The organism is Stenotrophomonas sp. (assembly GCF_050737075.1).
GTDB lineage: Bacteria > Pseudomonadota > Gammaproteobacteria > Xanthomonadales > Xanthomonadaceae > Stenotrophomonas.
Genome location: NZ_JBOHXV010000001.1, coordinates 136,545 through 150,284 on the forward strand (window position 1 = coordinate 136,545; position 13,740 = coordinate 150,284).

7 protein-coding genes and 1 pseudogene are annotated in these 13,740 nt (G+C 67.0%); 3 read left to right on the plus strand and 5 right to left on the minus strand.

Going from position 1 to position 13,740, the window contains the following annotated elements; all coding sequences use genetic code 11:
- Positions 1–276: 276 nt before the first annotated feature.
- From ACREPD_RS00635 to ACREPD_RS00650, 4 genes and pseudogenes are all read right to left on the minus strand, one after another.
- A pseudogene (locus ACREPD_RS00635) lies at positions 277–2,358 on the minus strand (TonB-dependent siderophore receptor).
- A 223-nt stretch (positions 2,359–2,581) separates the two neighbouring features.
- Positions 2,582–5,704, minus strand: coding sequence for an efflux RND transporter permease subunit (locus ACREPD_RS00640; protein ID WP_431597469.1), 3,123 nt, complete (start codon positions 5,702–5,704; stop codon positions 2,582–2,584).
- Positions 5,701–8,931, minus strand: coding sequence for an efflux RND transporter permease subunit (locus ACREPD_RS00645; protein ID WP_431597470.1), 3,231 nt, complete (start codon positions 8,929–8,931; stop codon positions 5,701–5,703). The genes ACREPD_RS00640 and ACREPD_RS00645 overlap by 4 nt, the downstream gene beginning before the upstream one ends.
- An 86-nt stretch (positions 8,932–9,017) precedes the next feature.
- On the minus strand, positions 9,018–10,265 hold the full coding sequence (locus ACREPD_RS00650; RefSeq protein ID WP_431597471.1) for an efflux RND transporter periplasmic adaptor subunit: 1,248 nt from the start codon (positions 10,263–10,265) through the stop codon (positions 9,018–9,020).
- A gap of 301 nt (positions 10,266–10,566) precedes the next feature.
- On the opposite strand from ACREPD_RS00650, the gene ACREPD_RS00655 reads away from it, so the two are divergent.
- Entirely contained in the window at positions 10,567–11,883 is a 1,317-nt protein-coding gene (locus ACREPD_RS00655) for a M20 family metallopeptidase (RefSeq protein WP_431597472.1), read from the plus strand.
- Between the two features lie 6 nt (positions 11,884–11,889).
- Here the strand turns inward: ACREPD_RS00655 and queF are convergent, their stop codons facing one another.
- Positions 11,890–12,708 (minus strand): NADPH-dependent 7-cyano-7-deazaguanine reductase QueF, encoded by an 819-nt coding sequence (gene queF, locus ACREPD_RS00660; RefSeq protein ID WP_431597473.1) that lies wholly within the window; start codon positions 12,706–12,708, stop codon positions 11,890–11,892.
- Between the two features lie 144 nt (positions 12,709–12,852).
- Between queF and ACREPD_RS00665 the strand changes: the two genes are divergently transcribed.
- Both ACREPD_RS00665 and ACREPD_RS00670 read left to right on the plus strand, forming a co-directional pair.
- Positions 12,853–13,149, plus strand: a complete 297-nt coding sequence (locus ACREPD_RS00665; protein ID WP_431597474.1) for a LysM peptidoglycan-binding domain-containing protein — start codon at positions 12,853–12,855, stop codon at positions 13,147–13,149.
- A 43-nt stretch (positions 13,150–13,192) separates the two neighbouring features.
- Positions 13,193–13,690 carry a hypothetical protein gene (locus ACREPD_RS00670; RefSeq protein WP_431597475.1) on the plus strand — a complete coding sequence of 166 codons (498 nt, stop codon included), beginning with the start codon at positions 13,193–13,195 and terminating at the stop codon, positions 13,688–13,690.
- Positions 13,691–13,740: the final 50 nt, after the last annotated feature.

Below are 13,740 nucleotides of genomic sequence, written 5' to 3' on the forward strand. Positions count from 1 at the left end.
GGTCCTGGCTTGGGCCGGCGGGTGCGGCTTTGCGGGACACGCCGTGAATCCGTCCGTGGAGGCTTGTAGAAAACATCCATGTTTTCTACAGTCCCGCAAATCCACCCCCGCCGACCCTTCGACAGATTGCCGGTGGACATGGGAAAACGAGGCAACGGCAAAGCCAAACGCGGGTGCGCGTACGCGCACCGCCGTAGAGCCAGGCCATGCCTGGCTGCTGCCTCCAACCGCGAAACTGGAACCGCCCGCCTCAGCGGGCGATAATCGGGACGCTTCTTACATATCAAACCGCACGCTCACGGCAAACGTACGCGGCAGCCCGATGCCGGCGTTGGACCAGTACTTCCTGTTGGTGAGGTTCTCCACGCTGGCGCGCCAGGTGATGGGATGGCCGTTGGCCTGCATGCGGTAGCCGACGCCCGCGTTGACGAGGGTGTAATCGGGCAGCTTCAGCGTGTTGTCGGCGTCGTAGTAGACGTCGCCGTAGTAGCGCGCCAGCGCGTACAGGCTCAGGCCCTCCACCTGCGGCACGCTGTAGTCGGCGTGCACGACGCCGTTCCAGCGCGCCGCGCCGGCGGTGCGGTTGCCTTGCTGGGTGCTGCTGTCCGGTGACAGTTTGTCGTAGGTCGGGTCGAGCCAGGTGACGCCGCCGCCCAGGGTGAAGGCGTCGGTCAGGCGCAGGTCGCCGCTTGCTTCGATGCCTTCGTACAGGGTGATGCCGTCCTACACGAGCAGCTTGCCGCCGCTGGTCAGGCGGTCGATGTTGGCGCCGCGCTCGAGCCGGAAGGCGGCGGCGTTGGCGTTCCAGCGCGGGGTTTCGATCTTGGCGCCGATCTCGAACTGCTTGCTGATGGTCGGGTCGAGGACGTCGCCGGCGTTGATGTAGTCGCTGCCGACCCGGCTGCCCGCTTCCAGCGATTCGACGTAGCTGGTGTAGAGCGTGATTTCCTCGGCCGGCTTGAACATCACCGCGTAGGTCGGGGTGACCGGGTAGGTGTGGTACGCGCCCTTGTTCTCGAAGTCGTTGTAGCGCGCGCCGGCCAGCACGGACCAGCCGTGGCCAACATCGACGGTGTCGCTGACGAACACGGCCTGCTGGACGGTCTCGCTGCCGCGGGTGAGCTCGTGCGAACCCACGGCATCGTGGCGCACGGTCGGGCGCTGGTAGAGGTTGCCACGGCCGATGGTGTTCCACTCGTACGGGCGGTCCCAGCCCAGGCCGGTCTGGTGCGAGACGCCGGCCACCAGTTGGTGCGACAGCGGGCCGGTCTGGAAGCGGCCCTGCACGATGGCCTGCGCCAGCTTCCACTCGCTCTTGCCGCCGAGCTCGTAGGCGTTGATGTCGTAGTCGCCGTTGACGTCGTCGATGTAGGCGAAGATCTTGTTCACGTCGTTCCACGACGAGGTGTAGCCGTAGCTCAGGCTGGCCTTCCAGTCGTCGTTGATCTGCCAGTTCAGCGCGGTGGAGAGCAGGCTGGAGCGGGTGTCGTAGAAGGTGCCCGGAATGGCGTTGTTCACATCCCCGGCGATCGGGCGTGGCAGCTGGGTCAGACCGATGAAGTAGTACTGCGGCGACTCCTCGCTCAGGTCGCGTTCCTGGAAAACGCCGTCGAAGGTCCAGGTGAGCGCGTCGCTCAGGCGTGCGTCCAGCGACAGTGCGCCGACCTTGCGGTTCACTTCGCCGCCGTTGAAGGTCTCGCCCTTTTCCTGGTATGCGTTGAAACGGTAGCCGAACATGTCCTCGTTGCCGACGCGGCCGCCGAGGTCGACCTGGCCACTGACGATGCCCTGTTCGCGCCACCCCGCCTGCGCGGAGACCGTGGTGGTATCGGTCGGCTTTTTGGTCACGTAGTTGACGATGCCGCCGGGCTGGCCGAAGCCGTACATGAAGCCGCCCGGGCCCTTCAGCAGTTCGACCTGTTCCATCACTTCCAGCGGCCATTCGGTTCCCCAGGAAGAGACCTGCAGGCCGTTGACGCGGTAGCTGTCGTAGCTCAGGTCGATGCCGCGGTTGCGGATCGGCGAGCTCCAGCCACTGGCATACGCGCTGACCTGGGTGACCACCGAGGGGTCGGTGAGGAACGCCTCGCCGAGCGAGACCACCTGGCGCTTTTCGATGTCCTCGCGGCCCACTACGGAGATCGCGAACGGGGTGTCGCGCACGGGACGGTCGCCCAGCGCGCCCGTTTCGGTATGGGTGCGTTCGGCGGTGACCTTGACCGCGTCGAGTTCGGTCGCCGAGCGCGGACGCGCGGCGGGGTCGGCGGTGGATTGGGCATGCGCGGCACAGGCCAGGGACAACGACAGCGCGAGCAGGGCAGGGCGGAGGGGGCGGCGCGAACGTACGGAAACAGACATGTTGTAGGGGGTCCTCTGCGGACAGCAGCACACCGTCCGCGATCAGTTGATAGCGGAAGAAGAGGGCGTGGCTGAGTCGGGGCACTGTCCGCAGAAGGCGGATTCAGCGCGGTGCGCGAGGCGCGGCAGGACCGTGGCTGGTGCGAATTGTTCTCTTTTGGGTGGCGTGCGTCAAATGATTGTCACGAACGCGGTAGCGCACGACCGTTGGTCGTGCGCCGCGCTACGCGCGGGCGGCGCGCCGGATCAACGCCTTCTCACGCCGCCGTGCGCGGCGGTTGACCCAACGCTCGCGCAGGCACGAGAAGATCACGTACAGCGCGGGCGTGCTGAGCAGGGTCAGGCTCTGCGAGAACAGCAACCCGCCGATCATGGCGATGCCCAGTGGGCGGCGCAGCTCGGAGCCTTCGCCCAGGCCGATGGCCAGCGGCACGGCGGCCAGGATCGCCACCATGGTGGTCATCATGATCGGCCGGAAGCGCACGATGCTGGCCTCGCGCACGGCATCGTGCGGGCTCTTGCCGTGTTCGCGCTGGGCCACCACGGCGAAGTCGATCATCATGATCGCGTTCTTCTTGACGATGCCGATCAGCAGCACCAGTGCGATCATCGAGATGACCGACAGCTCGGTGTTGGTGACGAACAACGCCAGCAGCGCGCCCACGCCGGCGGCGGGCAGGGTGGACAGGATCGTCACCGGGTGCACCAGGCTCTCGTACAGCATGCCCAACACCAGGTACACGGTGATGATCGCGGCCAGCACCAGGATCAGCATCGAGTTGGGGTTGAGCTGCACGTTGAAGCCGCCGCCATCGCTGATGCGGATGTCGCCCGGCAGGCGCAGCCCGTCCACGGTGGCCTTGATGATCGCCTCGCCTTCGCCGGTGCTCACGCCCGGGGCCAGGTTGTAGCTCAGGTCCATGGTGGTGTACTGGTTCTGATGGGTGATCTGCGGCGGGGCCAACCCGGGGATCTGGCGGGCCACGGCGGTGATCGGAATCATCTCGCCATTGCCGGCGCGCACGTGGATCTCATCCAGCGCGCGCGGGGTCGCGGTCTGCTCGGGAATGGCGTTGACCACCACGCTGTACTGGTTGATGTCCGAATAGATGGTCGAGATCTGGCGCTGGCCGAACGCGCCGTACAGCGCACCGTCGATGGCGCCGACCGACACACCCAGCCGTGCGGCCTTGGCCCGGTCAATCTCGATGTTCTGGCGCAGCCCGGCGGTGTCCACGTCGGTGCCGACGTCGCGCAGCATGGGATTCTTCTTGAGGGCGGCCTGTACCTTGGGCAGCCATTCCTGCAGCTGGGCAAGGTCGTTGCCCTGCAGCGATACCCGGTACTGCGCGCCCTGGCTGTTGCCGCCGCCGCCGTCGCTGGGCAGGTCCTGGATCGCGCGCAGGCGCAGCTCCAGGTCCGGGTAGCGATCGGCCTTGGCACTCAGTCGCGCCAGCACCTGCGCGGTGGTCTCGCGGCGGCCGTCCTTGCGGGTCTTCAGCTCGATGTTGAACTGCGCGCTGGAGCCCTGGCGGCCACTGCCCAGGCGTACGCCCACGGTCTTCACCGCCGGGTCGGCCATCAGCATGTCTGTGATGCGGCGCTGGCGGTTGACCATGTCTTCGAACGACACCGTGGCGCTGGAATTGGCGCGGCCCCAGATCAGGCCGGTGTCCTGTGGCGGGAACGAGCCCTTCTTGACCGCGCCGGCCAGCATCACCGTGGCCACGATCAGCAGGATCGGGGTGAGCGCCAACAGCAGCGCATGCCGCAGCGAGAAGTCCAGGCACACGGTGTACACGCGCAGCATGCGGTCGTGCACGCCGTCGAGGAAGCGGCCCATCCGCGATGGCGGTGCGGTGTGGTCGTGAGCGCTCAGGAAGCGGCTGCACAGCGCCGGGGTGAGCGTGAGCGAAACGATCATCGACACCACGATCGCCGCCACCAGGGTGACGGTGAATTCGCGGAAGAAGGCACCGACCATGCCGGTGGCGAACAGCAGCGGAATGAACACCGCCACCAGTGAGGCCGTGATGGAGACGATGGTGAAGCCGATCTCGCGCGCGCCGGTGAGCGCGGCCTGCATGCGTGGCATGCCCTCGTCGAGGTGGCGCATGATGTTCTCGATCACCACGATCGCATCGTCCACGACGAAGCCAATGGCGATCACCAGCGCCAGCAGGCTCAGGTTGTTCAGGGTGAAGCCGAAGATGTACATCACCAGCGCGGCACCGGCCAGCGACAGCGGCACGGTGATGGCCGCTATCAAGGTCGGCGCCAGCCGGCGCAGGAACAGCGCCATGGTCAGCACCACCATCGCCAGGCTGATCAGCAGCGTGATCTGCACTTCATGCAGCGACGAGCGGATGGTGGGGGTACGGTCGAAGTACGGGGTGAGCGTCGTGCCTGGCTGCAGGTAGTCGCGCAGCGCCGGGATCTGCGCCTTGACCCGGTCCACCGTCTCCACGATGTTGGCCCCGGCGCGCGTGAACACGTACATCACCACCGCCGGCTTGTGGTCGAACCAGGCGGCCTGGTAGGCATCCTGCTGGCCGTCATAGACGGTGGCCACATCCTTCAGCCGGATCACGCGGCCGTCGTCCTGGGTCTTGATCACCAGGTTGGCGAAATCCGCCGCGCGCGCCACCGAGTCGTTGGCGATGATCGCGGTGGTGGTGTTGCCGTCGGTCAGGAAGCCGGTGGGCGAGGTGACGTTGGCCGCGCGCACCGCATTACGTAGATCGTCCGGGGTGAGGTTGAGCGCATTGAGGAGGCGCAGGTTGACGTCCACCCGCACCGCCGGGGTGGAGGCGCCGGCGATATCCACCGAGGAAACGCCGCTGATCTGGCGGATGCGCTGGGCCAGCAGCGAATCGGCCACGTTGTACAGCTCGTCGGCCGACTGCGTCTGCGAGGTCAACGCGATGGCGATGACCGGGTCGTCGTTCGGGTTCGCCTTCTGGAACATCGGCGAGCCGAGTCCGGAGGGCAGGTCGGCCTGCGCCGAATTGATCGCGGTCTGCACGTCCAGCGCGGCCGAATCGATGTCCACGCCACTCTGGAAAATCATGAACACCAGCGAGCTGCCTTCCGAGCTCGATGAGCGCATCTGGTCCACGCCGGGCAGCTGGCCCAGGTGGCGTTCCAGTGGTGCGGTGACCGTGGAGGCCATGGTGGTGGCGTCGGCACCCGACTGGCTGGCATGCACGAAGATCACCGGAATCTGAATGTTCGGCAGTGCCGACACGCCCAGTTTCAGGTAGCAGATCAACCCGATCACGAACAGGCCGATTGCCAGCAGCGTGGTGCCGATCGGGCGGCGGATGAACGGTCCGGAGATGTTCACGCGCGGTCCTGCACGGCGGCATGGCGCAGCGCGCGCTGCTCACGGCGCACGCGCATGCGCTCGGAGAAGCGTTCCATGTACAGGTAGATCACCGGCGTGGTGTACAGCGTGACCAGCTGCGAAAGCAGCAGGCCGCCGACAATGGCGATACCCAGCGGGCGGCGCAGCTCCGAGCCGATGCCGGTGCCCAGCGCCAGCGGCAGCGCGCCCAGCATGGCCGCGGCCGTGGTCATCATGATCGGGCGGAAGCGCAGCAGGCAGGCGCGGCGGATCGCCTCGTGCGCGTTGGCACCGGCGCGGCGCGCCTCGATCGCGAAGTCCACCATCATGATGCCGTTCTTCTTGACGATGCCGATCAGCAGCACGATGCCGACGATGCCGTCCACCGACAGGCTCAGCCCGCACACCATCAGCGCCAGCAGCGCGCCCACGCCGGCCGGCGGCAGGGTGGAGATGATGGTGATGGGGTGGATGTAGCTTTCGTACAGCACGCCCAACACGATGTAGATCACCACCAGCGAGGCCAGCAGCAGCCACACCACGTCGGTCTGGCTGCCGGTGAACTCGGCGGCCTTGCCGATGAACTGCGCGTGCACCTGCGAAGGCATGTCCAGGCTGGCGCGGGTCTCTTCAATCGCCTTGACCGCGTCGGACAGCGAATAGCCCGGGGCGATGTTGAACGACACCGTCACCGCCGGCAGCTGCTGCTGGTGGCTGACCACCAGCGGCGTGCTGGTGACCTTGCCTTCAGCCAGCGCGGCCAGCGGAATGATGTTGCCCGCACCGGCCGGAATGCCCGTGTTCTGCGCGCCGATGCCGGTGGCGGTGGACGAGTTGGACGAGCTGACTTGGCCGAAGTTGGTGGCATTGCTGCCGGTCAGCGCACCGGCGCCGTTGGAGGCCACCGCCAGCTGGTTCATCAGCGCGGTGCTGGTGCGGAACTCCGGCGCCACTTCCAGCACCACGCGGTACTGGTTGAGCTCGGTGAAGATGGTGGAGATCTGGCGCTGGCCGAACGCGTCGTACAGGGTGTCGTCGATGGTCTGCATCGGCACGCCCAGCACGCTGGCCTTGTCGCGGTCGATGGTCAGTTCGAGCGCGCGACCCTGGTTGGACAGGTTGTTGTCCACGTCGGCCAGCTCCGGGCGCTGGCGCAGCGCCTCGGTGAGGCGCGCGGCCTGCAGGGCGACCTGGGCGCTGTCCACGTCCGACAGCGAGTACTGGTACTCGGTGGCGGCCACGCGGGTGTCCAGCGTCACGTCCTGCACCGGCTTGAGGTACAGCGCCACGCCCGGAATGCCGGCCACGGCGTCCTGCAGGCGCGGCAGGATCTCGTCGAGACCGTCGCGGTCGCCGCGCTTCTTCAGCACGATCGACAGCTGGCCCTGGTTGAGCGTGGGGTTCATGCTGCCCGCACCGATGAACGCGGACACGCCGGTCACCGCAGGGTCCTTGCGCAGCGCCTCGGCCACCGCCTGGGTGCGCTGCTCCATCTGCGGGAAGGCAATGTTCTGGTCGGCCTGGACCACGCCGGTGATCAGGCCGGTGTCCTGCTCGGGCAGCAGGCCCTTGGGAATCACGATGTACAGCACCACGGTGAGCACCAGCGCGCCGGCGGCCACCGCCAGGGTCAGGGGCTGGTGGTCCAGCACCCAGTCCAGGCTGCGTTCGTACAGGCCCACGGTGCGGCTCCACACGGTCTGCTTGCCGGCCGCGTGGGCGCGCTCATGTGCGTCTTCGCCTTCCGGCAGTGCGTCGGGCTTGAGCAGGTAGGCGCACATCATCGGGGTGAGCGTCAGCGAGATCAGCATCGACAGCACCACCGCGATGCTCAACACCCAGGCGAACTCATGGAACAGCCGCCCGGTGACGCCGGGCATCAGCAGCAGCGGCAGGAACACCGCCACCAGCGACACGGTCAGCGACAGCACGGTGAAGCCGATCTGGCGCGCACCGATCTCGGCTGCTTCCGGGCCGCTCTTGCCCTGTTCGATGTAGCGCACGATGTTCTCGATCATCACGATCGCATCGTCGACCACGAAGCCGGTGGCCACCACCAGCGCCATCAACGACAGGTTGTCCAGCGACATGCCCGCAAAGGCCATCACCCCGAAGGTGCCGGCCAGCGACAGCGGTACCGCGACCGAGGGAATGATCGTGGCCCACAGCCGGCGCAGGAACACGAAGATCACCGCGACCACCAGGCCGATGGTCAGGATCAGCGTGAACTGCACTTCGTGCACCGAGGCGCGGATGGTTTCGGTGCGGTCGGAGAACACCTCCAGGTGCACGTCGGCCGGCAGCACGTTCTGCAGCTGGGGCAGCAACGCCCGGATGCGCTCGACGGTCTGCACGATGTTCGCGCCGGGCTGGCGACGGATCTCCAGCAGCACCGCCGGCTTGCCATCGGCCCACGCGGCCAGCTGGTCGTTCTCGACGCCGTCGACCACGTTGGCCACGTCCGACAGCCGCACCGGGCGGCCGTTCTTGTAGCTGATGATGGTCTCGCGGTAGTCGGCGGCACTGGTCAGCTGGTCGTTGGTGCCGATCGAATAAGACTGGGTCTTGCCGTTGAGCGAGCCCTTGGGCGCGTTGACGTTGGCCTGGGTCAGCGCGCTGCGCAGTTCTTCCAGGGTCAGGCCCATGTTGGACAGCTGCGCCGGATTGACCTGGATGCGCACGGCGGGGCGCACATTGCCGGCAATGGAAACCAGGCCCACGCCCTGCACCTGCGACAGGCGCTGGGCCAGGATCGAGTCGGCGTAGTTGTTCACATCGCGCAGCGGGCGCGTGTCGGAGGTGAGCTTGAGGGTGATGATGGCCGCGTCGGCCGGGTTCACCCGGTTGTAGACCGGCTGGTAGGGCAGCGACGAGGGCAGCGTGGCCTGGCGGATCGCGGCCTGCACGTCCTGTGCGGCGATGTCGATGTCGCGGTCCATCGAGAACTGCAGGATGATCGTGGACAAGCCCGCCGACGAGTCGGAGGTCATCAGCTCCAGCCCGGAGATCTGCCCGAACTGGCGCTCCAGCGGCGTGGTCACCAGCGAGGCCATGGTGGTGGCGTTGGCACCGGGGTACTGGGTGGTCACCACCAGGCTGGGCGCATCGATTTCCGGCAGCGCCGACACCGGCAACTGGCGGTAGCCCAGGATGCCGAGCAGCAGCAGGCCCGCCATCAGCAGCGAGGTGGCGATGGGGCGGCGGATGAAGATCGTCGAAAAGCCCACGGGCGGATCCTTGCTGTTACGTCAAACGGCGATGCAGGGGACGAACGCCGGCCCGAAGGCCGGCGTCGCGGACACGGGGCGCGGCGTCAGCGCGGGCCGCCGCCACGGCGGCTGCCGGTGTTGCCCTGCTTCTGCGCGGCGGCCTTGAGTTCGGCTTCGGTCGGTGCGGCCGGGGTTTCGCCCGGCTTCAGCGCGGTGACCTTGCTGCCTGGCTTGAGCCGGAACTGGCCCTCGCTGACAACGCGCTCGCCGCCCTTCAGGCCGTCGGTGATCTGGACATTGCTGTCGCCCACTTCCACGCCACTCTTCACCGTCTGCATGGCCACCGTGTTGTCCGGCTTGACGATGTACACGTACTCGCCATCCGGGCCACGCATCACGGCCTGGGTCGGGATGACCACGCCGCCGGCAATGGTGCGCAGCTGCATGCGCACGTTGACGAACTGGCCGGGCCACAGGCGGTTGTCGGCGTTGTCGAACAGGGCGCGGGCGCGGAAGGTGCCGCTGTCGCTGCTGATCTGGTTGTCCACCACGTCCAGCGTGCCGCCATCGGTGAGCACATGCGAATCGTTGCGGTCCAGCGCGGCGATGGTCACCGGGCCGGCCTGCTGGGCCTGGCGCACGTCCGGCAGCTGGCGCTCGGGCAGGTTGAATACGACATGGATCGGATGGATCTGGGTCAGCGTGACCAGCGCGGTGCCGGCGCTGACCACGTTGCCGGCGTCCACCGCGCGGATGCCGGCGATGCCGGTGATAGGCGCGGTGACACGGGTGTACTGCAGCTGCACCTCGGCCGCGCGCATGCTGGCCTCGTTGGCCGCTACCGCGCTTTCGTACTGGGCCACCTGGTTGCGCTGGGTGTCCAGGTCGGTCTTGGCGACGTACTGGCGGTATTCGGGCGAATTGGAGCGGGCGAAGTTCGAGCGCGCGGTGGCCAGCTGGGCCTGGTTCTGCTTCTTGGCCGCGGCGGCCTCGTCATAGCTGGCCTGCAGGGTGCGCGGGTCGATCTGCGCCAGCAGGTCGCCCTTCTTCACTTCCTGGCCTTCCTTGAAGTTCAGGCTGATCAGCTGCCCGCCCACCTGGGGGCTCACGGTCACGGTGTTCATCGCGCTCACCGTGCCCAGCGCACTGGCGTAGACCGGCACGTCCTGGCGCGCGGCCTCGACCACCGTCACCGGCACCGGGTCGTTGTTGCGCTCACCGTCCTTGCCGGCCTCGGCCTTCGGGCCGCCCTTGGCGTCGTTGGATTTGCCGCCGCCAAGCATGCGCATGCCGACCAGCCCCACCACCAGCACTGCGATCACCAGCAGCACGATCTTCCAGAAACGCGACATTCAAAAACTCCTGAGGCTGGCGAAGGGCAGGGCCCGGTTGGCAGTGGCAAAGGATACCCGCCCCCCGTGACCTTGCATGCATGACAAATGGGACGGGCGGTCAGACCGGCAAGCGCAGACAAGGTTCAACCTGCCGCGCGGGACGGGGTAGAGCCGACTGGGTAGAGCCGACTGGGTAGAGCCGACTGTTAGTCGGCTGCCCTCCAGCGACAACGTCCAACGGCGCCGAAAGTTACAGCGAAAACCACCCTGATGCCCTACATTCAGGTTCAACCGCCTCGAACCCCTGTCGGAGACCCGAATGCCCCGTCTGTCGCTGCTGCTGTCCGCCCTGCTGCTTGCCTCGCCCGCGCTGGCCGCCACCGCCCCGGCGGAACGCCCGGAAGTGACCGCCGACGCCGCCCGCCTCCAGGCCCAGGTGGTGCAGTGGCGCCGCGACTTCCACCAGCATCCGGAACTGTCCAATCGCGAAGAACGCACCTCCGCCAAGGTCGCCGAACAGCTGCGCGCCATGGGCCTGAAGCCGAAGACCGGCATCGCCCACCATGGCGTGGTGGCCATCATCAAGGGCGGCAAGCCCGGCCCGCGCATCGCCCTGCGCGCCGACATGGACGCCCTGCCGGTCACCGAACAGACCGGTCTTCCCTTTGCCTCCAAGGCCACCAGCACCTATCGCGGCGAGCCGGTGGGGGTGATGCACGCCTGCGGCCATGACGCCCACACCGCCACCCTGCTCGGCGTGGCCGACGCGCTGGTCAAGATGCGCGACAACCTGCCCGGCGAAGTCATGCTGATCTTCCAGCCCTCCGAAGAAGGCGCACCACCGCCGGAAGAGGGCGGCGCGTCGCTGATGCTCAAGGAAGGACTGTTTGCCGACTTCAAGCCGGACGCGGTGTTCGGCCTGCACGTGTTCTCCAGCGTCCAGGCCGGGCAGATCGCGGTGCGCGGTGGCCCGCTGATGGCGGCCTCGGACCGCTTCGGAATCAAGGTGATCGGCCGCCAGACGCACGGCTCGGCGCCCTGGAACGGGGTCGACCCGATCGTGGCCACCGCCGATCTGGTGGGTACGGCGCAGACCATCGTCAGCCGCCGCGCCAACATCTCCAAGCAGCCGGCGGTGCTGTCCTTCGGCGCGATCAAGGGCGGCATCCGCTACAACATCATTCCCGACGAAGTGGAGATGGTGGGCACCATCCGCACCTTCGACGAGGGGATGCGCCAGCAGATCTTCGCCGACCTGCGCAACGTGGCCGAACACACCGCCGCCGCGCACGGTGCCAAGGCGCAGACCGAGATCTATGAGTCCGAAGGCAACCCGGCCACGGTCAACGACCCGGCGCTGACCGCACGCATGCTGCCCAGCCTGCAGGCCGTGGTGGGCGAGGCCAACGTCTACGAGCCGCCGCTGCAGATGGGCGCGGAAGACTTCTCGCTGTACGCCCAGCAGGTGCCGGGCATGTTCTTCTTCGTGGGCTCCACCAGCGAAGGCATCGATCCGGCAACGGCACCGGCCAACCATTCGCCCAAGTTCCTGCTCGATGAGAAGGCGTTGGACGTAGGCCTGCGGGCGCTGTTGCAGGTCTCCCTCGATTTCCTCAACGCGCCGAAGGCGGGTTGAGGCGTCTTATTGCCGGATGTCGCGCACGGTCCGTGCCGGCTGCTCGATGCCGGCGCTGGCCCGCCACGGGTTGATGTCCAACCCGCCGCGGCGGGTGTAGCGCGCCTCCACTTCCAGCCATTCCGGCTGGCAGCGCTGGGTGAGCTCATTGAAGATGCGTTCCACGCACTGCTCGTGGAACTCGGCATGCTCGCGATAGCTCACCAGGTAGCGCAGCAACCCTTCGCGGTCGATGCGCGGGCCACGGTAGCGCACGCTCACGCTGGCCCAGTCCGGCTGCCCGGTCACCGGGCAGTTGGACTTGAGCAGGGCCGAGCTCAGTGTCTCGGTCACCACCTGGCCGGCATTGGCCGACAGGTATTCCGGCGCCGGCGGGCCGTAGCGCTCGATCGCCACATCCAATCCGTCCAGCGACTCGCCTTCGGCGTCTTCCACCAGCAGCGGCACGCCAAACACCACGTTGACCACCGCCCCGGCGCAGGCCGACAGATCGCCGGCGATGCGCTGGCGGGCCTGCTCGTCATCGTCGAAGCGGGTGCTGTTGAGCGAGTTGAGGTAGAGCTTGAACGACTTGGATTCGATCAGATTCGGTGAGGTGCACGGCACGCTGATGGTCGCCACCGCCACCCGCGGCTTGCCTCGCCGGTCCAGCCAGCTCAGCTCATAGGCCTGCCAGCGGTCGTGGCCGACGAACGGCAGGTGGGCCTCGTCCACCCCGATCTCCTCGCGCGCCGCGCGGCGGGGGATGGGGAACAGCAGGCTGGGGTCGTACTGCGACGGGTAAGCAACCTCGCGACCGAGGCTGGAGTCCTGGGGGGTATTCATGCCGCCATTTTAGCGTGGCCCGGCACCGCCCCGGCGCCCTGTTCAGAAAACCTTCCGGAACCTTCACGCCCGCGCCATGCCCCATTAACAAGGCCTGTGACACCGTGCGATCCAGGTCGTTCTATTCAAGACGGGAGCGTGTGGATGAGTACCGACAAGAAGGCCGATTTCTCCGGTGTCACCGCCAGCGTCGATACCACGGCGCAAAAGGTGGAAAAGGCAGATTTCTCCGGTGTCACCGCGTCGGTGGACACCACCGCCGAAAAGGTGGGGAGCACTACCTACACCGTCAAGGCCGGCGACTCGCTGTCGAAGATCGCCAAACACGAGTTGGGTGACGCCAACGCCTGGAAGCGGATCTTCGAGGAGAACCGCGACGTTCTGGACGATCCCGACAAGATCTTCCCGGGCCAGACCCTCAAGTTGCCGCCGAAAGGCTGAGCCGTCCGCATAGCACTCGACATTATTCCCAGGGAGGAATTCCATGAAGAAGACGTCCATCAGTACCGCCGTACTCGCTGCCTTGCTGGCCACCGTGGCCTTGGCAGGCTGCAAGAAGAAGGAAGACACCGCCGACAGCAACGCCCAGCCGGCCGCACCGGTCGCGATGACCCCGGCCGAACCGGCCGCGCCGCAGCCGATGACGGCCGCTGCACCGGTCAGCGTGTCTGCCATCAGCGTCGGCAAGACCGCCGCCGCGGACAAGTCGGTCGCCCCGGCGGCGCTGTTTTCGCCGAAGGACATCATCATCGTCTCCTTCCGCACCGACGGCACCGCCAACAACGTCAATACCGGCGTGAAGTTGACCTATCAGGACGGCCAGGTGGCCGGCGAGAAGAGCCAGGCGCTGAACACCACCGGTGCCGAGACCACCAACGTCACGTTTGAGAATGCCAATGGCTGGCCGGCGGGCAAATACCGCGCGGAAGTCACGGTAGATGGTAAGGCGGCTGGAACGCCGCAGGAGTTTGAGGTCAAGTAAGCCCCGCCGACTCTCTCCCGGCACGGGCTCACGATCGACGCAGCCGCGAG

Excerpts from the sequence above, each read along its gene's own strand:
- ACREPD_RS00650 (WP_431597471.1), bottom strand. The coding sequence starts at position 10,265 with ATGTCGCGTTTCTGGAAGATCGTGCTGCTGGTGATCGCAGTGCTGGTG.
- ACREPD_RS00655 (WP_431597472.1), top strand. The coding sequence starts at position 10,567 with ATGCCCCGTCTGTCGCTGCTGCTGTCCGCCCTGCTGCTTGCCTCGCCC.
- queF (WP_431597473.1), bottom strand. The coding sequence starts at position 12,708 with ATGAATACCCCCCAGGACTCCAGCCTCGGTCGCGAGGTTGCTTACCCG.
- ACREPD_RS00665 (WP_431597474.1), top strand. The coding sequence starts at position 12,853 with ATGAGTACCGACAAGAAGGCCGATTTCTCCGGTGTCACCGCCAGCGTC.
- ACREPD_RS00670 (WP_431597475.1), top strand. The coding sequence starts at position 13,193 with ATGAAGAAGACGTCCATCAGTACCGCCGTACTCGCTGCCTTGCTGGCC.